This window comes from Comamonas sp. A7-5 (genome assembly GCF_039581385.1).
In the GTDB taxonomy this organism is placed as follows: Bacteria; Pseudomonadota; Gammaproteobacteria; order Burkholderiales; family Burkholderiaceae_C; genus Comamonas; species Comamonas thiooxydans.
Genome location: NZ_JBCPWO010000005.1, coordinates 299,669 through 321,141 on the forward strand (window position 1 = coordinate 299,669; position 21,473 = coordinate 321,141).

Below are 21,473 nucleotides of genomic sequence, written 5' to 3' on the forward strand. Positions count from 1 at the left end.
ATAGCTTTTAGCGCTCACCAATCAATGGTCACAACCACTCTTGATGCAAAAAATCAGGGAATATCTCGCAGCAAACGGCGCAGCACCTTTCCTGCGCCCGTGGCCGGTAGCGCATCGATGAAGCGCACCTCGCGCGGCGCCTTGTAGCTGGCCATGTTTTCCTTGCTCCAGGCCAGCAGGCCTTCCGCCTCCAGGCTCTGCCCGGGCTTGCGCACGATGAAGGCGCGCACGACCTCGCCTTTCTGAGCGTCGGCAACACCGATCACGGCCGCCTGGGCGATGGCCGGATGCTTGATCAGAATCGTCTCCACCTCCTCGGGGAACACGCTGTAGCCCGAGACCTTGATCATTTCCTTGAAGCGGCCGATGAAGGTCAGATAGCCGTCGGCATCGAACCTGCCCATGTCGCCGGTATGCACCCAGCCGTTCTTGAGCGTCTTGGCCGTGGCCTCGGGCTTGTTCCAGTAGCCCTTGAAGTTGCCCGGGCCGCGAATGATGATCTCGCCCACCTCGCCTGCGGCCAGCGGCGCGCCGGTCTCCGGGTCTATCACCCGGATCTCGTTGCCCGGCGCGGGCTTGCCATGCGTGCCCCAACGAATGGCATCGCCGGGCATAAAGGTATCCATGGTGTGGGTTTCTGACAGACCGTAGGCCGCCTCGCTGGAGATGGCATTGGGCGCGAACCGGCGCCACTGCCGGGCCAAGTCCTCGGTGTAGGTGATGCCGAAGCTGGTGACGGTGTTGCGGCGCAGCGCGCTGAAGTCCATCTTCTCCACGCCGGGCACCTGCATCAGCGCCACATTCATGGGCGCGATGCTGTACCACCAGCTGACGCGATAGCGCTCCAGCGCCTGCGCCACGGCCAGTGGATCGAAGCGATGCAGCAGCACGCAGGTCGCCCCCGAATGCACGGGCATGTTCACCCCCATGGACATGCCGGCGATGTGATAGAGCGGTGCCACGGCCAGCAATACGTCCTCGGCGCTGACCCCGGTCACCCGGGACGCGCCGGCCGTCTTGTATGCGGCCGCGCCGAAGCTCAGCATGGCGCCCTTGGGCAGGCCGGTGGTGCCCGAGGTATAAGTCATCAGCGCCACCTCGTCCATGTCCACCTCGACATGTGAAGGCCTGGCGCCGCTGTGCATGAGATCCCAGAAGGACGTCACGTTGCCGGGCAGCGGCTGCACGGGGGCCTGCAGTTCGGCAGGCAGGGGCAGCGTGGCTCTGGCGGGCAGCCAGTCGCCGTAGCGCACGGCCAGCACATGCCGCAGCGCCGTGCTGCCGCGCACCTTGTCGACCACGGGCAGCAGCACATCGGCCGCGATAATGACCCTGGCCTGCAGATCATTGAGCTGATATTCGAGTTCATGCTCCTTGTTCAGCGGCCCGCAGGGGCAGACGATGGCGCCGATCTTCTGCACCGCGTAGTGGGCAACGATGTACTGCGGGCAGTTGTTCATGAACAGGGCGACGGGCTCGCCCGGCTTCACGCCCAGTTGCTGCAGATGGGCGGCCACGGCATCGCTGGCCTCATCCACCTGGCGCCAGCTGATGTGCTGTCCGTACCAGATATAGGCATCACGCTCGGGATGCTGGCGCGCATTGCGGCGCAAGGCCTCATGCAGGGGGATGAGGATTTCGGATTCAGCCATGGTTGTCTCCTGGGTGTCTCGTATAGACCGAACAGCGGCGCCACTTGCGAGCGTTCTCAGGGATTGCCTTAGGGCAATCTGCTGCTCGGCGTCTTGTCAATGTATACCTGCCGGTAGAACAATGCTACCCATTGGTATAACGAATGCGACACACGCAAACCCTCATGCCCGCCACGTCCAGAAAGACCGAAAAAAAGCCGGCTGCGCCCGTGGCGCCGCGCGGCCGCCAGCGCCTGCCCACCGCCGGCTCCGACGAGAAGCGCGAGCGCATTCTCAAGGCCGCCGAAGCCCTGTTCGACCGCTATGGCTATGCCAACACCACCATCGAGCAGATCGTGCAGGCGCTGGGCGTGACCAAGCCCTTTGTCTACTACTACTTCCGCAACAAGCAGGAGATCTTCGAAACCCTGTGCTGGGCACCGACCGAGGCCTGCTTCACGGTGCTGGACTTTGCAGCCGACGACCCGCGCCCCGCGCATGAAAAAGCCATTGACGGCCTGCAGCGTCTGATTGCCGCCACCATTGCGCACTACCCTGCGGGCTTCTTCCCCTACCGCGAGCCGCAGGCCTTCAGCCCCGCCTATCTCAAGGCTTCGCGCAATGTGGCCCAACAGTTCTACAAGCAGTTCTGCGCCCTGCTCGACGAAGGCCGCGCCAGCGGGCATTTCGATTTCCGCGACACCCGCATTACCGCCCAGGCGGCCTGCAGTCTGCCCGGCTTTCTCTACAACTGGTATCAGCCTGACGGCAAGCTGGGCCCGGCCGAGATGGTGGTCGAGCTCACCGATCTGGCCTCGCGCGTACTGGGCCTGCGCACTGCTGCGGCCCCTGCGCGCAAACGCGCGGCCAGAGCCGCACCGGCGCCAGCAGCGCAGAACCCTTCGCCCCCCAGGCGCCGCAAGAGCGCTTCATCCACCACCAACAGCGCCAGCTGAGAGCCTCAAAGGCCAAGGCGCCATTCCAACTCCTGGAGACAAAACCATGTCAGTTCGCTTCTCAGCCCTTGCGCTGGCTGCCAGCCTGTGTGCCGGCACCGTATCCGCCCAGACGGCAGAGCCGTTCAAGATTGCATTCATCGACCCGCTCTCCGGCCCGTTTGCCAATGTGGGGGAAGTCATGCGCAACCATGTGCTCTACGCTGTCGATGACGTGAATGCCAAGGGCGGCCTCTACAACGGCGCCAAGTTCCAGCTGCTGCAGTTCGACAGCAAGCTCTCGGCCCAGGAGAGCCAGAGCGCGCTGCAGGCCGCCATTGATCAGGGCGCACGCGTGGTGGTGACGGGGGGCTCGGGCTCATCGGTGGTCACGGCCCTGGTGCAGGCGGCATCGCGCTACAACCAGCGCAACCCGGGCAAGGAGGTGCTGATACTCAACCACAGCTCCATCGATCCCGAGCTGACCGGCAAGTCCTGCAGCTTCTGGCATTTCATGTTCGATGCCAACACTGCCATGCGCATGCAGGCCATTGCCAACTACATCAAGACCCAGCCCGAGATCCGCAAAGTCTTTCTGCTCAACCAGGACTATGCCCATGGCAAGCAATGGGCCAGCTTCGGGCGCAGCATGGTCGGCAAGGCAAGCCCGGATATCCAGTTTGTCGGCGAGACCCTGCACCCCATGGGCCGCATCAAGGACTTTGCACCCTATGTGGCCAAGATCAAGGAAGTCGGCACCGATTCCGTCATCACCGGCAACTGGGGCCAGGACCTGGCTCTGCTGCTCAAGTCCGCCGGCGACTCGGGCTACAACCTGCGCTACTTCAACCACAGCGCTGGCGGCTTTCCGGGCACCGTGACCTCGATTTCCCAGGCAAAGATAGGCCAGGTGACCTGGGTCGCGGAATGGCATCCCGGCATGGCCGACCGTGCTCAGGCCGATGTCCGGGCCAAGGAGTACAAGGCCAGGATGAACCAGGACTTTCTGGCCCCGCGCATGGATCTTGTGCCGCGCATGCTGGCTGCGGCCATGGCCAAGGCCCAGTCCACCGAGCCCGTGAAAATTGCCAAGGCCATGGAGGACATGTCCATGGACACCGTCTTCGGCCCCGTCAAGATGCGCGGCAAGGACCACCAGCTGCTGCTGCCCCAGGTCGTCAACACCATCGCCCCCGTGGACGGCAAGCTGGTCAAGACCGGCTGGGAAGGCACGAACTACGGCTTCAGAACCGATGCCGTCTATTCCGCCCAGCAGCTTGATCTACCCACGGAGTGCCAGATGAAGCGGCCTTGAGCAAAAGACTGCAACCAGCAACTGAAGCTTGAAACCGGCGCGCACCAAGCCAGAGACAGCAAGCAAGGGCCGCCCCGCCGCGAAGCTGTCGTCCCCCTCCCATAGCGCGCAGCGCGTAGAGAGAGGGGGAAGCGGCGCAGCCGCTCAGGGGGTGTAGCTCCGCTTCCCAAACACTCCGCTGCCCACGCGCACCATGGTGCTGCCTGCTGCCACGGCGGCTTCCAGATCGCCGGTCATGCCCATGGACAGCGTGTCGAAATACTCCAGCCCCGCGAGACCGCTGGCCTTGATGGACTCAAAAACAGCTCTGGCCTTTTTGTGGACTGCGCATTGCGCCTCGAAATCAGGGGCATCATCAGGAATGCTCATGATGCCGCGCAGCTGCAGATTGGGCAGTTTCACCATGGCTTGGGCCAGCTCCAGGGCTTGCTCGGCCATGACGCCGGACTTGGTGGTGCCGCCATCCACATTGACCTGGATGCAGACATTGAGCCGTGCCATGCCCTGCGGACGCTGGGCCGAAAGACGCTCGGCGATCTTGAGCCGGTCCACGGTCTGGGCCCAGTCGAAATTCTCGGCCACCAGCCGCGTCTTGTTGCTCTGAATGGGGCCTATGCAATGCCACTGCAGCGCCTCGCCGCCCGCCAGCTGCATGGCGCGCACCGCGGCAATTTTCTCCACGGCCTCCTGGATATAGTTCTCGCCAAAGCTGCGCTGGCCGGCCAGCACCGCCTCGCGCACCACATCCGCGCCAAAGGTCTTGGAAACGGCCAGCAGTTGCACCGATGTCACGGGCCGGCTTGCACTGGCGCAAGCGGCTGCCATGCGGGCATGAATCTGCCCCAGATTGTTTTCAATCGTCGTCATAATTGGCGCCAGAGTATCAAACCAGAGAGGGATCTCCGTGGATATCACGCAATTGCTGGCATTCAGTGTCAAGAACAAGGCTTCGGACTTGCATTTGTCGGCAGGCCTGCCCCCCATGATTCGCGTCCACGGCGATGTGCGCCGCATCAACATCGATCCGCTGGACCACAAGACCGTGCACGCCATGGTCTACGACATCATGAGCGATGCCCAGCGCAAGCAGTACGAAGAGTTTCTGGAAGTGGACTTTTCGTTCGAGATTGAAGGCCTGGCCCGGTTTCGTGTCAATGCCTTCAACCAGAACCGCGGCGCGGCGGCCGTGTTCCGTACCATTCCCAGCAAGATCCTGACACTGGAGCAACTCAACGCCCCCAAGATCTTCGCCGACCTGGCCCTGAAGCCGCGCGGTCTGGTGCTGGTGACCGGCCCCACGGGCTCGGGCAAGTCCACCACGCTGGCCGCCATGGTCAACTATCTCAACGAGACCGAGTACGGCCACATCCTGACGGTGGAAGACCCCATCGAATTCGTGCACGAGTCCAAGAAATGCCTGATCAATCAGCGCGAAGTCGGCCCCATGACGCTGTCGTTTGCGGCAGCGCTGAAGTCCGCGCTGCGTGAAGACCCGGACGCGATCCTGGTCGGCGAAATGCGGGACCTGGAAACCATCCGTCTGGCCATGACGGCGGCCGAAACCGGTCACCTCGTGTTCGGCACGCTGCACACCTCGTCGGCCGCCAAGACCATCGACCGTATCATCGACGTCTTCCCGGCCGAGGAAAAGGAAATGGTGCGCGCCATGCTGTCCGAGTCGCTGCAGGCCGTGATCTCGCAGACGCTGTGCAAGACCAAGGACGGCCAGGGCCGTGTGGCCGCACACGAGATCATGCTGGGCACGCCCGCCATCCGAAACCTGATCCGAGAAGCCAAGGTGGCACAGATGTACTCCACCATTCAGACCAGCCAGAACATGGGCATGCAGACTCTGGACCAGAACCTGACCGATCTGGTGCGCCGCAACCTCATCAGTCCTGCCGAAGCGCGCAGCAAGGCGAAGATTCCCGAGAATTTTCCTGGATGATGCCTCCCCCTGAGCGGCTTTGCCGCTTCCCCCCAGGGGGACGACGCCCTCGCCGCGAGGCGGCTCTTGCTCGGCGTCTCTCACTTGGGCTCTGCCAATTTTGACGCTGCCTCAAGGAACGATCATGGAACGCGATCAGGCCAGTAAATTCATCAACGATCTGCTCAAGCTCATGGTCAGCCGCAACGGCAGCGACCTGTTCATCACTGCAGAGTTTCCGCCCGCCATCAAGATTGACGGCAAAGTCACCAAGGTCTCGCCCCAGCCGCTGAACCAGTTGCATACGCTGGCCCTGGCACGTTCCATCATGAACGACAGGCAGGTGGCAGACTTCGAACACACCAAGGAGTGCAACTTCGCCATCTCGCCTGCCGGTGTGGGGCGCTTCCGTGTCAACGCCTTCATGCAGCAGGGCAAGGTCGGCATGGTGCTGCGTACCATTCCCAGCACCCTGCCCACGATTGACGGCCTGGGCGTGCCGCAGGTGCTCAAGGAAGTGACCATGACCAAGCGCGGCCTGTGCATCCTGGTCGGCGCGACAGGCTCGGGCAAGTCCACCACGCTGGCCGCCATGGTGGACTGGCGCAATGAAAACTCCTTCGGCCACATCATCACCGTGGAAGATCCCGTGGAGTTCGTGCATCCGCACAAGAACTGCGTGGTCACGCAACGCGAGGTGGGACTGGACACTGAAAGCTGGGAAGCCGCGCTCAAGAACACGCTGCGCCAGGCGCCCGATGTGATTCTGATGGGCGAAATCCGTGACCGCGAAACCATGGAGCACGCGATTGCGTTCTCTGAAACCGGGCACCTGTGTCTTGCCACGCTGCACGCCAACAGTGCCAACCAGGCGCTGGACCGTATCGTCAACTTCTTCCCCGAAGAGCGCCGTCCGCAACTGCTGATGGACGTGTCGCTGAATCTGCGGGCCATCATTTCCCAGCGACTGATCCCCAAGCAGGACAGCAAGGGCCGTGTCGCCGCCATCGAGGTGATGCTCAACTCGCCGCTGATCGCCGACCTGATCTTCAAGGGCGAAGTCGTCGAGATCAAGGAGATCATGAAGAAAAGCCGCAACATCGGCATGCAGACCTTTGACCAGGCGCTGTTCGACCTGTTCGAGTCCAATCTCATCACCTATGAAGACGCGCTGCGCAATGCAGACTCGGTCAACGACCTGCGTCTGCAGATCAAGCTCAACAGCCAGCGTGCCCGGACTCTGGACCTGGCGGCCGGCACCGAGCATCTGACCATCGTCTAAGCCCAAGGCGCTGGCATCTCTTCCCACAGGAGGAGCGCGGGTTTTGCTGCGTGGCGGGCCGCCCAGGCCCCTGCTGTCAGCCACGGCCATGCACTCCAGCGCTACCATGATCGAACTGTTTCGCACCAAGTCTTAGAGGATTTCATGAGCACAGCCACCATCGCCTCCCGCAGCTACGCTGCTTGCGCTTCCACTCCCGTGGCCTTTCTGGGCCTGGGTGTCATGGGCTATCCCATGGCCGGGCACCTGGCTGCGGCTGGCCATCAGGTCACGGTCTACAACCGCACGGCTGCCAAGGCCGAAGCCTGGACCGAGGAATTCCCCGGCGGCAGCCATGCGGCCACGCCTCGCGAAGCCGTCAAGGGCGCACGCATGGTCTTCTCCTGCGTGGGCAACGATGACGACCTGCGCTCCATTGTGCTGGGCGACGACGGCGCCTTTGCAGGCATGGAGCCTGGCGCCATCTTTGTCGATCACACCACGGCCTCGGCCCAGGTGGCACGCGAGTTGTATGCAGAAGCACGCAAACGCGGCCTGCACTTTATCGATGCCCCTGTATCGGGCGGTCAGGCCGGGGCGGTCAACGGCCAGCTCACCGTCATGTGCGGCGGCGATCAGGATGTGTTCGACCAGGTGGCCCCGGTGGCCGATGCCTTCTCGCGCGCCTTCACCTATATGGGCGCCTGCGGCAACGGTCAGCTGACCAAGATGGTCAATCAGATCTGCGTGGCCAGTGTGGTGCAGGGCCTGTCCGAAGCCATTGCCTTTGGCCTTCGTGCCGACCTGGACGTTGAGAAAGTCCTCGATGTGATCGGCAAGGGAGCCGCCCAGAGCTGGCAAATGGACAATCGCGGCAAGACCATGGCCGTGGGAAAGTTCGACTTCGGCTTTGCCGTGGACTGGATGCGCAAGGATCTGGGGCTGGTGCTGGCCGAGGCCCAGCGCAATGGCGCACGCCTGCCCGTCACCGCGCTGGTGGACCAGTTCTATGCCGATGTACAGGCCATGGGTGGCAATCGCTGGGATACCTCCAGCCTGATCCAGCGCCTGCGCTGAGCCGCTGCGCCATGAAAAAAGCCGGACTCGAGTCCGGCTTTTTTGTGACCGTCGCTCACCTCAGTTCATGCTGGAGCGATCCTCGACCACAGGGGCGGCCTTGGATGTTGCTGCAGCCAGCTCATCTTCGGAGATGACCTCAAACAGGCGCACAACCTTGCTCACATCGTTGACGCCACGAGCGATCTCGGCAGCCCGCTTGGATTCACGCGGCGTGACTATGCCCATCAGATAGACCACGTTGTTCTCGGTCACGACCTTGATGGCCGAGGATGAAATGTCCTTGGCGTTGACCAGACTGGCCTTGACCTTGGTCGTGATCAGAGAATCCTGGGAGCGCTGACCCAGAGTGGCCGTGAAAGGCGCGACCTCGATCTCGTTATAGACCTGACGCACGGTGGATTGTTCGCGCACCAGCTTCTCGATGGTCGCCTTGTCCGTCGCATTGCCTGCCTGGCCGGTCAGCAACACCACACGGTTGTAGCTGGTGGCGCTGACGCGAGCCTTGTCGCCCATCACCTCGCTGATGCGATTGCCGGCACGCAGCTCTATGCCCTGGTCCTCAACCTGTGTGCCGGTGGTACGCCTGTCCACTGCCGACATGCCCGCCACGGCAGCACCGCCGCCCACCAGAGCCACGCAACCGCTCAAGGCACCGCCCAGAGCGGCAACAGTCAGGGCCGCACATGCAACACGGGTCCACTTCAACTTCATAAAGGCATCTCCTGGTCACCAAGCAGTTGAGAGTCCACACCATCGGCCAGACAGTGCAGGATCAAGGTATGGGTTTCGCGCACGCGCGCCGCACGGTCGTGGGGCACGCAGATCAGTACATCGGTCTCGCGCACGGCGGTGGCCAGATTGCCGCCGGTGCGGCCTGTCAGCACCACAGCCATCATGTCGCGTTCGTGGGCGGCTTCAAGAGCCTCCAGCACAGCCGTGTCGTTGCCGGTCACCGACATGAGCAGCAGCAGATCGCCGGGCTGCCCCAGCGCCCGCACCTGACGCGCCAGATACTGGCTGGCATTGCCGCCCGAGCCCGTAGCTCCCACGCTGCCCAGCAGGCCGCCATCGGAAGTCAGGGCCACGGCCGCCAGCTCGGGACGATCGCGCTCGAACCCTGTCACGCACAGGGAGGCAAATAACTGGGCATCGCTGGCCGAAACGCCCGTACCGCAGGCCAGCACCTTGCCGCCGCCCGTCACACAGGCCAGCATGGCCTGTACGGCGGAAGCAATAGGTTGGCTCAGCGCCTGGGCGGCCTGGTACTTCAGGTCGGCACTGTCGATGAAATGCTGTTGAATTCGTTGCTCTAGCATGGAGGCCCGATGATACCCGCCACCTGTTATCTCTTTGGTAGCAAACCGTTATTTGCGCATCAGTGTTGCGCACAACTATGACGCGGCGACTAAAGCGCCTCGAATGCCGCTTGGAGCCACTCGATGCGCATCGGGTTCCCGGAGCTGTCGACCAGCACCACATCAAAGCGGCATGGCGGCGCTGCCGCAAGCCTCATCAGATAGTATCTGGCGGCCAGCACGATGCGCTGCTGCTTGAGGCGGCCGATGCTGCCGCCGGCACCGCCGAAGCGCTCGGTGTTGCGGCTGCGGACTTCGACGAACACCAAAGACCCGTCGCGGTCACGCAGGATCAGGTCGATTTCGCCGCCACCACGGCCCGGCGTCCGATAATTGCGCTCGACAAGCTTCAGGCCCCGCGTCTGCAAATGGGCCAACGCGGCATCCTCGGCCTGTTGCCCGCGTGCGGTTGTGCTTTGCGCCGGCTTGGGCCGCTTTCCAAGGAACGTCATATCAGCTTGAACCTCTTGTGAAATAAGGACTCTTGCATTCCCCACCCAAAAAGTACCAACAAAAGTACCAACAAATTTTGGAGTGTCTTCACTTTGCCCCATTGCGGCAACATGGAGCAGGACCTGCCAGAGCCATCCACGCCATCACAGCAGGGGAAACGGAATAGTGGCCACGTACAAGAAAGAGCAAGAAGGCTGGCGCAGGTCGTCTGCGGAATTTCCTTCTGCTCCTTCGCTCTTTTCTGGTGCTACGCGTGCTACAGGTGATACAGCCTTATTCCATACGGGTTTGCGGCTGATTGGCTCGTGCTACACAGGTGCTACAGGTGCTACACATGGCAGCCAACGGGTAAGCGCCACCCAATTGCTCCACCTCCGAAAATCATCCCCCTCGTGCTTGGTGCTTCGGGGTGGTTCTGCCTTAGGTCACTCCCCTTCAAGCCACATGGCGGGAACCATGCACCAGGCCGCGCCGTTGCTGGGCTTGGCCGGTGTTTGACCGTTGTCCGGCATGTTGTCGTGAAGAAAACATGGGCGGCAACGGCGGTTGGCGGGAATTGAACCCGCGTCCATGTGCTCTGCTTACCCATCTGGTGCCCCGAACCGGAACTCATCGGCATGGCGGCGGTACAAGTCACGCACTCGTGAAAAGGTGCCCCCAGTTTGAGGACTCCCTTCCTTGGCATAGAGGACTGCCGCGATTTCGGGGAGCGTCAGGTACGGCTGCAGGACCTTCCGCCCTCATTCAAGACCCTTCGATGCCCCATGCAAGGGCCTTGGTTTTGATTTCCGGTGATTGTTTTTCAAGTGCGGGGGGACTGTGACGCGTGGAAGAGGCGTGCAAGAGCTGACGGCTACGCGTGAGAGTCCTCATGTAACGTTACTAGGTCGTTGCTGCAACGCGTGACAGCTGGTGCATGGCGAACCAAGGGGTGAAAAGTAGGTTCTCCTTCCCTCCAAACCTTCCTACCTCTCCTTGACCAACTTTGAATACCTTTGAACCACGTTGAATTCATTTGAAATACCTTGATGTCTTCCCACTTGGTTTAGAGAAGGAAGTCATCGTCCGTTGTTATGACGTCCAGAAGACCAAAACGCCGCAAATACGCCGCATTTGCCTGCTGGGATTGCGCCCACCAAGCAGAGGTGACTTTTGTGTGCGGGCGGAATTTCATCCTCAAAACACCCTGTAGAACTGGGTTTTTGATGTGCTGAGGAACAGGCAGAACCTCCCCTTTGGGTAAGTCATCAGCTCTAGAGCGGAAGAAGCCGAGCGCATGCGCTCGCAGCTTTTGATAGCTGGCACGTTCGTCCTCTGTAGGTCCGTAGCAGTAGAGCGGCTCACCACCCGGCCCATCTAGTAATACGAAAACCTCCTCAATAAAACCAAGGGAGCGAAGCGTTCTAAACCGTTCCCAAAATGCGGCCGGCACACTCCCCCCAACATGCTCTCCGTGCGGCTCAGACAGCGCTTTATCCGCACTGTATTTGCCATCACTGAAGCGGAAAGCGGTAGCGCCATTTTTTTGGCCCAATGCTTCTACATCATTAAATCTAGCCTGAATAAGTTCGGCGTCAACGCCGCCACTATCAAGCAATTCATGTGCGGCATACATATCAAGCAATAGCCGGACTCTCAGAGGGTCGCCACCTTCGCGAAGTGTGGCCAACGGATAAGGAGCCTCGTCTGTGACCCCTCGAACCAATGCGTTAGGCAGCCAAATTTCTTGGGTAGTGGACGCGGAAGAATTTAAAAGAACATAGACAGGGCGACCAGGCTTAGTTCGCTCTTGGTGCAGAGCGATACAACCCATCTCAATTAACTTCTCAATTGCTAATTTGGCGGTACCAGGGCGACACCCCACATACTTTCTTACTGCTTCAGCACTCCAGGTCGAAGTTGTGTTATCTCGCCCAGTGCCGCACGCGATTACCAAATAGGCGCACAGCGTCAAGGCGTCTGCCCCTTGCTTATGCAACTTTCCAATATTTTCCGAAGAAATACGGAAAAAGCCATCTTTGTTTGACTTCACTCTCTGCCCCTCAAGGCCGCGCAGAGTTTCGCCATCCATCGCAGTGGATTACAATCGAAAAACACGCAGCTTAGACCGTTGCCGTGGATGCAAGCCCGCAGTGCTCCAACACTGACGGGCTTATTTTTTGCCTGAGTTTATTTGAACTGCACAGCGGTATATCTAGAACCTGCTTTTAAATACCCACCAGCTCCCGCCAGTGGGAAGCTAAAAGGAGTGTCCAAAGTGATGCACCCCTTTGTTCTTGCTATACGATTAGCGGCTCAGCCCTGAACCTCCCGCGCCACCTCAAACTTAGCAAGGTCGCTTGCGTCACCTTTGTACACCCGGGACCACATTGCCACTGATAGCGGGTTGTCCTTCGGGTAGCTCGCGGCCCGGGCATCCATCGCAGCGACATTCTCACCAGGTTTGCGCACGATACGGACGGGCTCTGCCTTTCGCATGGACAGCAAGCCAAGGCAGTTACGCTCGGTGTAGCCATCAGCCTTCGCTTCATCCGGCCCCAAAGCTGAAATAAAGATGGCTTCCACACGGTTGTCTACATCGTGCCCCAGCTTGTCTGCTACAGCGTCCAGGCGGCGGTTTGCGGTCGATTTCATCACTTACCTCCTTTGAGGGTCTGGGCCTGGCTCTCCAGCGCGGCAATCCGCGTCTCCAGTTCCCCGGTTTCAATGGCTTGTCTCAATAGGTTCAACACATAGGCCAGCTTGGTCCCGTCCGCAGCGGAAATCTCCTTGGACTTCATCTGCCGGTATAGCCTGGCCAGCTCGCGGCGCACATCGTCCGCGCTGCGCAGCGGTATGCGCAGCCTGGGGGTAGCTGGCCCTAGAACCTCAACCCCATCAACGACTGCCACAGCGTCGGTATCGCTTTTTTTTGCCACTTATGGCCCTTTCATTTTGTGAAAATCGGCCGCATTTGCCAGTCTGCTGTGAAAACAAGGCGGGTGTTATCCTTGCTCAACCAGTTACACAGGACCGACCATGCAGGAAACGACGCCGACCGAATACGAGGTAGACAAGCTCTACCAAGTCAAAAAGGTGGCAGACAACCTCGCAGGCATTCTTGGGGTGGGCTGGGCAGGCTTTGCTTTCATGCTGTCCCAGAATGCACTCATTGGCGTTGCGGTCGGTGCAGCGTTGGCGCTGGTGGTTCGCGCTCCGTATGCCAGGCGGTACAAGGCGGCCAAAGCCTACCTTGACCACCTCACCTCATCATCTAGCGCCAGCAGCTGATACAGGGGCTGACAGCAGGCCGGGTTGAAACCCAATACCGGGTACGACCGGTGTGACTGGCGAAAGCAGGCTTTGCTGCACTCTGTTGCTCGACAGAAGCCCGCGCATGGCCGGCCTTGCCAAGATGAGCCCCATGGCTCCGACATTGCCGGTTGTCGCCCCTAGAGTTGCAGGCACCACAGCATCAAAGAAACCAAGGCTTGGCACGCTTCCAACCACTTCAGGTGTGCGCATCACCGTGGGGAAGGTTCGGCCAGCTTGAGCAATGGACAGCATGTCGCCAGTTAGCGGCTTGCCTCTTTTGAGAGCCGCGCCCAACGCTTTGGCATCGATGTTCCCAGAAGGCGTCAATACCCGCTCCAGTTCGTGCACCCGGGCAATTTGCTGGCGCGCATCCCTGAATGCCTGCACAGCTGCTTCGTTTCCTGTCCCTTGCAGATGACGCTCGAGCTGGTTTTCAATAGCTGTCGCAGTTTTTCGCGCTGCTCGGCCGGCGGTCTGATTGCCGGCCGCAAACAGGTCACCAGCCCTCTCACGCAGGGTCTTGATGGCATCGACGGCAGAGCTGCTATCCATCGTCTTGACGTTAGCGCCCTTCACAATCTTGGCCACCCCGTTATCCGGGACCAATCCAGGGAAGCTGTTCTTGGTGTTGGCGTATTGCTTGCCGATGTCTCTGAGCTCAGTTCTAAATGCCTTATCTGGGGTGATGGGACCCAAATTACGGAGCGCCTCGTAACTCTGCCCTGCCTGCTGGCGCAGGTTGGCCAGAGACTGGCGGGATAGCTCCGCCCCCTCGGGCAATCCAACCGCACGGCGAGCCAAATTGTTGGAGGCCTGCTGGTTGCTTAGCGTCAGCTCTGCATTGAGCTTTGCTCGGTCCAAAGCGCCATCAAGCACACGATTTACCGTCGATGGCTTTGCCTGGCTCGGTGGCAGCTTGTAGCCCGCCTCGATTGCGTCCTTTACTGCCTGGCGGTGCATCTCTGGCATGACTGGGCCGCGGGTCGCCTGCTGCACCGCCTGTCTCGTTGCCGAGACTGCCCCGGGAGCCATGGCCCCAAGCACGCCAGCCACCATCTGCCCACCAATGCCAGCGCCGTTTTGCCTGGCTATCTCCGAAGAAGCTCCACCGGTGGCAGCGCTGGCCAACTGAGCTAGGGGCCGAGACCCCATCCAATTGAGCACCGCTTGCGTGGTGGCGTTAGCCGCCTTTGTCGCCAATGCACCAGCAGCTCCTGCTGCACCGCCAGCGCCAGCCACGGCACGAGTGGCGGTGCCAACAACGTTTTCTAGCTCTCCCTCAGGCTTTGGCAGCCCCATCCAGTCGGCCACGCTCGATGCAATCTGGCTTGTGCTCTTACTGTGCCGAGGTGCTGGGCGCGTGCCTTTTACCAAGTCGCCCATGCTGGTTTTCTCAGGGCCGCTCACAAGTCGCACAAGAGGGTCTGTTATGAAGTCGCGTACTGGCGTAGTAAAGATATCAGCCAATTGCCCTGTGCCTTCCAAGGCATAGCGTCCCGCCAGCCCTACCTGGCGCCCAATAGCGTCCATGGCGCTGCGCTCCTGTGGCGCTGCTGGTACTGGTGTTTTGGCCTTGTAGTCGCGCATCGCGGCTTCAAATGCGGCGCGAGGGTCTGCTCCCGAAGGATTAGATTGCTGTCCAGGCTGCGCGTGAGTTGGGGGCTGCTGCTGTGCAGGTGTGGCAGCCGCCGCGCTGACGTTACGGCCTTGGCCGCCGTACTGCGTTCGGTACTGCTGCATGGCTTGCTCGAATGCTCTGCGGGCATCAGGGCCGGACTGCTGCGGCAGTTCAGCAGCGCCAGCAGACGGAATGATGGTATCCAATGCGCGCTCCACAAAGCCTTGACTGCGCTTGGGCTGGGCGTAGGGGCTACTGGGCAGGCTGGCCCAAGTTCTTCCATCTTTTTTCACGGCCGCCCCGAAGTTGCCCGCCAGCACATCCGGCAGGGAGCCGTTACGGCGCATCAGCTCCAGTGCGGCCAGGTCCTGAGACCTAGGGCCAAAGTCCTGCAGTCCCAACTTGCCAGCCACATCGTCCCAGGTGGAGCCCAGAAACTGATAGGCACCGGCAGCGCTGGTCTTGTTTGGCTTTCCGTCGGTCTGCGTGAAACTGTGCAGTGTTCGAGGGTGCTGCCGCAGGTCAGGCAACTGGCCGCCACCGAAGGCCGTGGAGTAAGGAGTGCTGTCCGCCCCTCGGTAGGTACCCTCTGCCTGCTGCAGCATGCGCAGGTACATCTGCGCATTTGTATTGCCCAGTGCCTGGCTGAGCTGCTCGACCGTGTTGATGGAGTTTTGCTGGTTCATGCTCAGTACCCCCATGTGGCCGGGTCTTGGCCCTGGCTGGTTAACACTTGGCGAATCACTTCACGCGGCATGCCTTGCTGCTCATACTCGCGAGCAACAGTTCCCCAAGACTGTCCGCCCGGGTCGTAGCCTTTGGGCATCCTTCCTTGCAGCACTTCGCGCATGTTGGTGTAGTGAGTCTTAATTTTTTGCAGATTGGCCCTCAACTGAGTTTCGCTTTGGCTGGTGTCGAGGTTGGCCACAGTGGATTGCAGGGCCTGCAGCTCCTGTACAGCCACGCTGCCCAGTGCTCCGCCAGTTGGCGAAGCTTCGCGCATAGCTTGCAGTTCCGCAAAGCCGAGGTTGGCTTTGATGGTGCCCAGCGTGGCGCGAAGGTCGCTGGCGCTGCTACCCGGTATCTTGGCTGCAGCAGAGCCACTAAGGCCAGTGGTGAACCAACTGTTCAATTGCTTGTCAGCCTCATCTACGGATGAAATCATGCGGTCCGCTTGAGCAATCGCGCCCTTGGTACGCATATCTTCCTTCTTGCCGGCGATGGTGGCTTTTTCATCGGCGGGTCCTCCTGGGATAGCCTCGAGTCCGCCATCTGAGCGCCAACGGAAGCCCTGAGGCGGCTTACTGGAGTCGCTAGGCTTGCTCATGTCCCACTGCAAGCGGTCGGCATTGGTCTGAGCATTGGTCGCGCCGCTGACGTCGGAATATGTTGGCGTCTTGCGACCAAGGTCGCGTACTTGGCCGGTCACGGTATCAAAAGAGGCTTGATTGCCGCCAAAGTCCAGCGTCTTGAAGTCGCTGAACGGCTGCGCCCCTGTGTTGATGGTGCGGCCATCCTTGGTGAAGGCTGTCCGGGTGACGCTGCCATCGGGGTTCCGCACGTTCTGGTATTCCTGAATCTGAGGGGCGTTGAAGCCTGAAATGTGGGGCAAGTCAACGGGCTTGACTGCACCAGTTCGCAGCAGTGCTTGAATGTCTGCGTCGTATCCGCCACCCTCACGCGGCTTGATGCTGGAAAAAGCGTTCTGCCGCTCTTGCTCTTTCTGCATGGAGAGCTGGCGCTGGACATCCTCCATAAGCCGGTTTCGCTGCTGCTCTTGTGCCTGGCCATAGGCAGAAAGGCCCAGTAGACCGCCGCGACCAATTGCCTGTGCGGTGGTGCCGCGGCTGGCCAGAGCACCGAAGCCAGCGCCCAGCAAGCCTTGAGCAGCCGGGGAACTCAGCAGGCCCATGAAGCCGCTCGGCTCCTGCTGCTGTTTGGTTTGATTGAGGACTGAAAGCCAGTCGGCTGGGGTTGTGGAGCCGGGAAATTGCTGGTTCATGTTGCCTCCCTTAAATGTCCTGCAACTCAATAGCACAGAAGGTCACGAGGTGGGCGCGAATCTGGCGTAGCCCTGCAATCTCAAAGGCGGTGTTCATCAGCTCGGAAGCCTCATCGCCCGTCTGCATGCCATTCCAACTGGCCATCAGAATGATGCTTTCCCCTTGCTCTATGGCGCAATCCACATGTGCAGCCAGCACGTCGAAGCGGGTGTGCTGGTCTATAAGTAGCAGGGCAGAGCGAATGTCGCGCATCTGCAGGCGGGCCAGTTCGGCGGCCTCGGATTGTGGGTCTTGGGCTTCGGTGGCCACACACACGGCCAGCAGCGCCAACAAGTGGGTACGCAATCGCGCTAAGCGTTCGCCCTCTGCACCATTGGGTATGGCAATAGCGCCATCAGTGCCAGGCAGCAGACAGTCTGCGTGCCAAGAGAAACCAGCGGGCGCGACAGCGCCGGCAGGAACGTGGAAAGTGTTGGATGGGCAAGTAACTGCCATGAGTAGTCCTCGAGAATGGTCTGAGGCGTAGCCGTGCCCCCTAAGACGTGGCAGCGCAGGCCTAAAGGCCGCACGCTGAAACACTGTCCAAACCAGTCCGAATCACTCAGGACATTTCGCAGTTTGCAGTTTGTTTGCCACTGGACCGAGTCACTCAGGCCCAGGCAAGATTCGTATCAATAACTGTATGCGTTCACAGGATTGTGCAATGCGCTGAAAAAGGCATCAAGGCTTTACCACCGGTGTGTTGGTGAAATAGGCGCTGACAAGCTCGGCGGTGGTCTTGCGGCTTAGTCCTAGTGCGCGGGCAATGCCCTCCAGTCGCCGCTTTTCCACCACCAGCGCGTCGCGCGCAGCCCCTGCTGTGCTCTGCTGCAGTAGCGTGGTCTGTGCCGCTTGCTTGGCAGTGCTTGCCCTTGCTGCCTGGTGCACCAGCGATAAGCCCGGTGCAGGCATTTGCATAGGCAGCGTTTGTGCGGCCTCAGTCTTGCGGCTCATCGTTCTGCCCCTGTTGCATGGCCCTGCGCTTGCGCTGTACGTGGTATGAGGTCACCACCGCATGCACCACAACATCAAGGCCAGCCCGAGCTTCTCCGTTGCGGTCGGCCCATGCCTTTGGAGTGAGCTCACCAGCAAGGGCAATGCTGTCCCCATCGCCCAGCGCCAGCAGTGCTGCAACGGCATCCGGTGCGAAGGCAATGCAGTTGGCAAAGAGCACATCCCCGCTGGCGCTTGCCGCGCGCACCTTTGCGATGGCAAACGGCTTTTCATTGCGGCTCGTGCGTTGCTCCGGCTGGCCGTGCAGTTTCCCGGAAATAAGTCCATCAATCATGCGGTGCCATCCTGTGCGGAATAGGCCATTTCAGGCTGCACCACGTACACCCTGACATTGCGGCTGTGAATGCGTTTCTGTCGGGTGCTCTTTCCATCGGCGCCAGGGCTCAGGACGCCCGCATGCTGGAGCACCTTAAGCGCGCGGGAGAAGTCAAAGCCTTTCAGGGCCTCACGCATGCCATCTTTGGTGAAGAGGAACTGCACCCCTTCCCCAGCCCCTTCCCACCAGCCCGCACGGTCGCGAACCACCGACTGGGTGCGGTCGTCGTAAGGCCCTGCAGCATCAGAAAACCGGCTGTCCCCGTGGCGCTCCACAAAGCCCAGCACAGCCTGCACCACCTGGTCTTGCTCTGCATTGCCGGACACCTCGCCGCGCTGCGCTAGCCAGGCCGCAAAGCCCACCTCTGCAGCGCTGGTGGCCTCGCCCTCATCCCAACCAGTGATGCCATAGGCGGTGGCCAGTTCGCCGGCGAGCGCCAGTACTGCCAGGCGCGCGGCGGCGCGTGCCGGCTGCCCATCACCGCTGTCTACGCCGGCCAGCAGTTGCGCCTTAATGGCCTCTAGGTTCTGCACCATGTCCGTGGTGTCGCGACTGAGCTTCTCCAGGAATGCCCGACCTGCAGTGCCGTACTGCTGGCGGCTGGCGCGCTTGATGGCATCGGAGAATGCTGGGCCGTTGGGGTGGCCGTGCAGGTTGTCCCACGCACCGTGGATACGCTGCACAGGAATGTCCAGCAGGCGCACGGCCTGGCCGGCTTTCACCCGCTGGCCTGCATCGGCCATGCTGGTGGCTATGCTGCGCTCTCCGGTCGAAAGCACAGAGGTGCGCCAGCGTGTCACAGCCCGTGCACCACCTGTTCGCCCTGCGCGCTGCTTGCCTCGTCCGTTACCCAGCATGTAGACCACCTCGCCCACGTCGCGCGGGTCGCACTCGCTGATTTCGTCCAAGGCCAGCATGCTGTCGTTGAATAGGCTGGCGCTGGCCTCCAGGCCGTTGGCCGTGGCTCTCCAGCTGCGGCGGTAGCTGTCGCCTCCCATCACGCTGCAGGCACCCTGCAGGGCCGTAGTCTTGCCAGTGGAGCTGTCGCCAATCAAGTGCACACCGCCCGACTCTGCGCCCACCAGCGCCAGCACTGGGCCAGCAAAGGCGGTGCACAAGCCCAACACCAGAACAGGATTGCCCACGGCCGGGGCCGCAATGCTTCGGCGCCAGCCTTCCAGCGTGCCGCGTTGGCTGTACTCATCAGAATGCAGGGACTGTGCTTGAAACGTAACTTTCCCAGCTTGGGGGCCAATGACGGTATCCGGCAGGGCAAAGGCTTTGAACTGCCCGCCAGCCCAGCCGGTTTGCATGACCGCTTCCATCTTGCGGGCGGGCACCTGGCTTTGCAGATAGGTGGCCAGCGTGTTGCGGCCGGCGTTGCTGGGGTCGAGGTGCACCCCCATGGAGAGCAGCACGCCGCGCAGGTCGCTGGTGTCGCCGCGCAGCATCTCCATCGGCATGGCCCAGGTCTTCCACTTGCCCAGCGTATTGCGAAAGCGCAGCAGGCGGCCAAAGTTAGCCCCTGCACTGTCGTGTGTCACAGCGTCTACATGCAGAGGGCTGCAAATCCACTGCTGCACCAGCGTGGGCGGGTTGTCGCCCTTGCTGGGCTTGAGACCGAAGTGCCAGACCCCAGCGCGGTACTTGCTGCCGTCGCTGGCGGTGTACTCATCGTCCAGCACTACGTAGCGCGGGCGCTCCTGCTCGCCGGGGATAGGGTTGTATGCGCTGGCGCTGGGTGCATCTACTACTGGGCCAACGTCCATGGCATCAATGGTGCCCGGGGTTTCAAACGTCATAGGGCAGGCCCTCCGGATTTCCCTCATACCGCAGCTCGGCGTCAATGGTGATGGCTGCGGGGTCAGCACTGGCGCAGGCTTTGCGCAATGCAGCCAGTGCTTTGGCTTCGGCCTTACGGCTGTGCCGCAGGGCGTCGTCTGTTAGCCAGTGCTGTGGATGGGGCCAGGGCAGCACACGCTTGGCAGTGGCTATGCGCACCAGACGGGCGCGGTTCCAAGCAATGGCTGCGGTGGCCACGGCGACCAGGTCGCGCTCACGAATGCGCATATGGCAAGTCCTCTATGACTTCGGCAAAGCACTCGCGCACAGCGCCAGCACCAGCCAGTGAACTCAGGTCGTTAAAGTCGGTGGCCTTGCGAGGCCGGCCAGCCGGGAAACTAGGTATAGAAACCAGCCCGCCGACGGCCAATGCAGCGGCATGGGCGGAAGTCAGCCCAGGATTGCCTTCGGTAGCGTGGTCATCGTCGGCCGCCAGGATGATGGACAAGACAGGGAACTTGCGGCGCAGAGCCTGAGCAACAGGTGTCAGGTTGCTGGCGCTGAATGCAGCGGCCACGGCCAGGCCGGTGGCGGCGTGGACGCTGTGCGCTGTGGCCATGCCCTCGCACACCACAATGGCCCCAGCAGGACGGCCCACGCTGTGATAGCAGCCATGCACACGCCCTCCGGCCATGAAGCGCTTTTCACCTGCGGCGGTAATGGTCCGCAAGCTGTGCACCGTGCCGCTGGTGTCGCGCACTGGCACCAGCAGCATGGTGCCCTCAGCTCGCAGGCCGAAAGACTGGATGCCTTTGGCAGCCAGGTATGGGTGCTGGGCCGCGGCTGCGGCGGCCTCCCACCGCGCTGCGGCTGTTACCTGCGTTTCACGGTAACGCTGCTGTAACGTTACATCCCTTTGTCGCTTGGCCCCCTGCACTCGCAGGCGCATGGTGTCGCGCTCTGCTTGGGTCAAAGTACTTTCAGCCTTGCTGCACCATGTCTCGGTCAGACCGGTGCGCCAGCAGCCAAACACGCCCGCGGGCAGGCCATCGTCATGCAGCACATACCAGCCAGCTGAATCGCTGCGCTTGCCTGTGGCGCTGAAGCGGTGGAGTTGGCCATCAGCGTGTATGGCATCTGGCGGCACCAAGCCGGCGGCTTCGATGGCTTGAGCAAAGTGGCCGGCAGTCATCCAGATATCCCCCGCTCCGCTATCGCTGTCACTCTGCTGGTGGCCTCATTCACAAGGTCGTTAATGGCCCATAGGAAGCGCTCTTGGTAGTCATCATTCATCGTCCGGAACGCCTCTCCAGACTCGCCAAATGTCATTGCAATAAGCGCCTGCGCCTTGAGTAAGGCCGCTTGTGCGCTGTCAATCGCGTCAATCGCGTCAATCGGGCAAAGCTTCGCCTGCACTGCCTCAATAGCAGCGTTGTGTCGTGCATTCATG

Annotated in this window: 24 protein-coding genes; 6 read left to right on the forward strand and 18 right to left on the reverse strand. The window is 61.2% G+C overall.

Annotated elements, in window-relative coordinates:
- Positions 1-53: 53 nt before the first annotated feature.
- A complete protein-coding gene (locus AAIL67_RS11660) occupies positions 54-1,652 on the reverse strand; it encodes an AMP-binding protein (protein ID WP_343484076.1) in 1,599 nt (532 codons plus the stop codon).
- A gap of 164 nt (positions 1,653-1,816) precedes the next feature.
- On the opposite strand from AAIL67_RS11660, the gene AAIL67_RS11665 reads away from it, so the two are divergent.
- Together AAIL67_RS11665 and AAIL67_RS11670 are read left to right on the forward strand one after the other, a co-directional pair.
- On the forward strand, positions 1,817-2,587 hold the full coding sequence (locus AAIL67_RS11665; protein WP_052057603.1) for a TetR/AcrR family transcriptional regulator: 771 nt from the start codon (positions 1,817-1,819) through the stop codon (positions 2,585-2,587).
- Positions 2,588-2,633: 46 nt separating this feature from the next.
- Positions 2,634-3,881, forward strand: a complete 1,248-nt coding sequence (locus AAIL67_RS11670) for a branched-chain amino acid ABC transporter substrate-binding protein (protein ID WP_343484077.1) — start codon at positions 2,634-2,636, stop codon at positions 3,879-3,881.
- A 144-nt stretch (positions 3,882-4,025) separates the two neighbouring features.
- On the opposite strand, the gene AAIL67_RS11675 is transcribed toward AAIL67_RS11670, so the two are convergent.
- Entirely contained in the window at positions 4,026-4,748 is a 723-nt protein-coding gene (locus AAIL67_RS11675) for a YggS family pyridoxal phosphate-dependent enzyme (protein WP_343484078.1), read from the reverse strand.
- 37 nt (positions 4,749-4,785) lie between these two features.
- Between AAIL67_RS11675 and AAIL67_RS11680 the strand changes: the two genes are divergently transcribed.
- The 3 genes from AAIL67_RS11680 (at position 4,786) to AAIL67_RS11690 (ending at position 8,146) form a co-directional block, all read left to right on the forward strand.
- A complete protein-coding gene (locus AAIL67_RS11680; protein ID WP_003068464.1) occupies positions 4,786-5,829 on the forward strand; it encodes a type IV pilus twitching motility protein PilT in 1,044 nt (347 codons plus the stop codon).
- 124 nt (positions 5,830-5,953) lie between these two features.
- Positions 5,954-7,090, forward strand: coding sequence for a PilT/PilU family type 4a pilus ATPase (locus tag AAIL67_RS11685; RefSeq protein WP_003068462.1), 1,137 nt, complete (start codon positions 5,954-5,956; stop codon positions 7,088-7,090).
- 144 nt (positions 7,091-7,234) lie between these two features.
- The gene (locus AAIL67_RS11690) at positions 7,235-8,146 is read left to right on the forward strand and encodes an NAD(P)-dependent oxidoreductase (RefSeq protein WP_034354990.1); all 912 of its coding nucleotides are present in this window, start codon (positions 7,235-7,237) and stop codon (positions 8,144-8,146) included.
- Between the two features lie 60 nt (positions 8,147-8,206).
- Here AAIL67_RS11690 and AAIL67_RS11695 read toward each other — a convergent pair whose 3' ends face one another.
- The 7 genes from AAIL67_RS11695 to AAIL67_RS11725 all read right to left on the reverse strand — a co-directional run bounded on the left by AAIL67_RS11695 (position 8,207) and on the right by AAIL67_RS11725 (position 12,875).
- Positions 8,207-8,860: a BON domain-containing protein gene (locus AAIL67_RS11695; protein WP_003068458.1), complete on the reverse strand. Its 654-nt coding sequence runs from the start codon at positions 8,858-8,860 to the stop codon at positions 8,207-8,209.
- Positions 8,857-9,465, reverse strand: coding sequence for an SIS domain-containing protein (locus AAIL67_RS11700; RefSeq protein WP_003068456.1), 609 nt, complete (start codon positions 9,463-9,465; stop codon positions 8,857-8,859). The genes AAIL67_RS11695 and AAIL67_RS11700 overlap by 4 nt, the downstream gene beginning before the upstream one ends.
- A gap of 89 nt (positions 9,466-9,554) precedes the next feature.
- Complete coding sequence (locus AAIL67_RS11705; RefSeq protein WP_343484079.1) at positions 9,555-9,956, reverse strand: YraN family protein; 402 nt, start codon at positions 9,954-9,956, stop codon at positions 9,555-9,557.
- Positions 9,957-10,382: 426 nt separating this feature from the next.
- The gene (locus AAIL67_RS11710) at positions 10,383-10,529 is read right to left on the reverse strand and encodes a hypothetical protein (RefSeq protein ID WP_343484080.1); all 147 of its coding nucleotides are present in this window, start codon (positions 10,527-10,529) and stop codon (positions 10,383-10,385) included.
- Positions 10,530-11,002: 473 nt separating this feature from the next.
- Positions 11,003-11,989, reverse strand: a complete 987-nt coding sequence (locus AAIL67_RS11715) for a hypothetical protein (protein WP_343484081.1) — start codon at positions 11,987-11,989, stop codon at positions 11,003-11,005.
- Between the two features lie 263 nt (positions 11,990-12,252).
- Positions 12,253-12,591 carry a hypothetical protein gene (locus AAIL67_RS11720; protein WP_343484082.1) on the reverse strand — a complete coding sequence of 113 codons (339 nt, stop codon included), beginning with the start codon at positions 12,589-12,591 and terminating at the stop codon, positions 12,253-12,255.
- On the reverse strand, positions 12,591-12,875 hold the full coding sequence (locus AAIL67_RS11725) for a hypothetical protein (protein WP_343484083.1): 285 nt from the start codon (positions 12,873-12,875) through the stop codon (positions 12,591-12,593). Before AAIL67_RS11725 ends, AAIL67_RS11720 begins: the two co-directional genes overlap by 1 nt.
- A gap of 100 nt (positions 12,876-12,975) precedes the next feature.
- Here AAIL67_RS11725 and AAIL67_RS11730 point away from each other — a divergent pair, with 100 nt between their 5' ends.
- Positions 12,976-13,227 (forward strand): hypothetical protein, encoded by a 252-nt coding sequence (locus AAIL67_RS11730; RefSeq protein WP_343484084.1) that lies wholly within the window; start codon positions 12,976-12,978, stop codon positions 13,225-13,227.
- Here the strand turns inward: AAIL67_RS11730 and AAIL67_RS11735 are convergent.
- From AAIL67_RS11735 to AAIL67_RS11775, 9 genes are all read right to left on the reverse strand, one after another.
- Positions 13,207-15,486: a glycoside hydrolase family 104 protein gene (locus AAIL67_RS11735; RefSeq protein WP_343484085.1), complete on the reverse strand. Its 2,280-nt coding sequence runs from the start codon at positions 15,484-15,486 to the stop codon at positions 13,207-13,209. The two genes, AAIL67_RS11730 and AAIL67_RS11735, sit on opposite strands and share 21 nt — an antisense overlap.
- A gap of 71 nt (positions 15,487-15,557) precedes the next feature.
- Positions 15,558-16,871, reverse strand: a complete 1,314-nt coding sequence (locus tag AAIL67_RS11740; RefSeq protein ID WP_343484086.1) for a hypothetical protein — start codon at positions 16,869-16,871, stop codon at positions 15,558-15,560.
- Between the two features lie 10 nt (positions 16,872-16,881).
- Positions 16,882-17,217 (reverse strand): hypothetical protein, encoded by a 336-nt coding sequence (locus tag AAIL67_RS11745; RefSeq protein WP_343484087.1) that lies wholly within the window; start codon positions 17,215-17,217, stop codon positions 16,882-16,884.
- A 375-nt stretch (positions 17,218-17,592) separates the two neighbouring features.
- Positions 17,593-17,865 (reverse strand): hypothetical protein, encoded by a 273-nt coding sequence (locus AAIL67_RS11750; protein ID WP_343484088.1) that lies wholly within the window; start codon positions 17,863-17,865, stop codon positions 17,593-17,595.
- Positions 17,849-18,199, reverse strand: a complete 351-nt coding sequence (locus AAIL67_RS11755; protein WP_343484089.1) for a single-stranded DNA-binding protein — start codon at positions 18,197-18,199, stop codon at positions 17,849-17,851. Before AAIL67_RS11755 ends, AAIL67_RS11750 begins: the two co-directional genes overlap by 17 nt.
- A complete protein-coding gene (locus tag AAIL67_RS11760) occupies positions 18,196-20,043 on the reverse strand; it encodes a DUF927 domain-containing protein (RefSeq protein ID WP_343484090.1) in 1,848 nt (615 codons plus the stop codon). The genes AAIL67_RS11755 and AAIL67_RS11760 overlap by 4 nt, the downstream gene beginning before the upstream one ends.
- Complete coding sequence (locus AAIL67_RS11765) at positions 20,033-20,311, reverse strand: hypothetical protein (RefSeq protein ID WP_343484091.1); 279 nt, start codon at positions 20,309-20,311, stop codon at positions 20,033-20,035. The genes AAIL67_RS11760 and AAIL67_RS11765 overlap by 11 nt, the downstream gene beginning before the upstream one ends.
- Positions 20,298-21,215, reverse strand: coding sequence for a toprim domain-containing protein (locus tag AAIL67_RS11770; RefSeq protein ID WP_343484092.1), 918 nt, complete (start codon positions 21,213-21,215; stop codon positions 20,298-20,300). Before AAIL67_RS11770 ends, AAIL67_RS11765 begins: the two co-directional genes overlap by 14 nt.
- Positions 21,212-21,472, reverse strand: a complete 261-nt coding sequence (locus AAIL67_RS11775; RefSeq protein ID WP_343484093.1) for a hypothetical protein — start codon at positions 21,470-21,472, stop codon at positions 21,212-21,214. The genes AAIL67_RS11770 and AAIL67_RS11775 overlap by 4 nt, the downstream gene beginning before the upstream one ends.
- Between the last annotated feature and the right edge of the window lies 1 nt (position 21,473).

Coding starts and splice junctions, on each gene's coding strand:
- AAIL67_RS11660 (WP_343484076.1), bottom strand. CDS start 1,652: ATGGCTGAATCCGAAATCCTCATCCCCCTGCATGAGGCCTTGCGCCGC.
- AAIL67_RS11665 (WP_052057603.1), top strand. CDS start 1,817: ATGCCCGCCACGTCCAGAAAGACCGAAAAAAAGCCGGCTGCGCCCGTG.
- AAIL67_RS11670 (WP_343484077.1), top strand. CDS start 2,634: ATGTCAGTTCGCTTCTCAGCCCTTGCGCTGGCTGCCAGCCTGTGTGCC.
- AAIL67_RS11675 (WP_343484078.1), bottom strand. CDS start 4,748: ATGACGACGATTGAAAACAATCTGGGGCAGATTCATGCCCGCATGGCA.
- AAIL67_RS11685 (WP_003068462.1), top strand. CDS start 5,954: ATGGAACGCGATCAGGCCAGTAAATTCATCAACGATCTGCTCAAGCTC.
- AAIL67_RS11690 (WP_034354990.1), top strand. CDS start 7,235: ATGAGCACAGCCACCATCGCCTCCCGCAGCTACGCTGCTTGCGCTTCC.
- AAIL67_RS11695 (WP_003068458.1), bottom strand. CDS start 8,860: ATGAAGTTGAAGTGGACCCGTGTTGCATGTGCGGCCCTGACTGTTGCC.
- AAIL67_RS11700 (WP_003068456.1), bottom strand. CDS start 9,465: ATGCTAGAGCAACGAATTCAACAGCATTTCATCGACAGTGCCGACCTG.
- AAIL67_RS11705 (WP_343484079.1), bottom strand. CDS start 9,956: ATGACGTTCCTTGGAAAGCGGCCCAAGCCGGCGCAAAGCACAACCGCA.
- AAIL67_RS11710 (WP_343484080.1), bottom strand. CDS start 10,529: ATGGACGCGGGTTCAATTCCCGCCAACCGCCGTTGCCGCCCATGTTTT.
- AAIL67_RS11720 (WP_343484082.1), bottom strand. CDS start 12,591: ATGAAATCGACCGCAAACCGCCGCCTGGACGCTGTAGCAGACAAGCTG.
- AAIL67_RS11730 (WP_343484084.1), top strand. CDS start 12,976: ATGCAGGAAACGACGCCGACCGAATACGAGGTAGACAAGCTCTACCAA.
- AAIL67_RS11735 (WP_343484085.1), bottom strand. CDS start 15,486: ATGTACCTGCGCATGCTGCAGCAGGCAGAGGGTACCTACCGAGGGGCG.
- AAIL67_RS11740 (WP_343484086.1), bottom strand. CDS start 16,871: ATGAACCAGCAATTTCCCGGCTCCACAACCCCAGCCGACTGGCTTTCA.
- AAIL67_RS11750 (WP_343484088.1), bottom strand. CDS start 17,865: ATGAGCCGCAAGACTGAGGCCGCACAAACGCTGCCTATGCAAATGCCT.
- AAIL67_RS11755 (WP_343484089.1), bottom strand. CDS start 18,199: ATGATTGATGGACTTATTTCCGGGAAACTGCACGGCCAGCCGGAGCAA.
- AAIL67_RS11760 (WP_343484090.1), bottom strand. CDS start 20,043: ATGACGTTTGAAACCCCGGGCACCATTGATGCCATGGACGTTGGCCCA.
- AAIL67_RS11765 (WP_343484091.1), bottom strand. CDS start 20,311: ATGCGCATTCGTGAGCGCGACCTGGTCGCCGTGGCCACCGCAGCCATT.
- AAIL67_RS11770 (WP_343484092.1), bottom strand. CDS start 21,215: ATGACTGCCGGCCACTTTGCTCAAGCCATCGAAGCCGCCGGCTTGGTG.
- AAIL67_RS11775 (WP_343484093.1), bottom strand. CDS start 21,472: ATGAATGCACGACACAACGCTGCTATTGAGGCAGTGCAGGCGAAGCTT.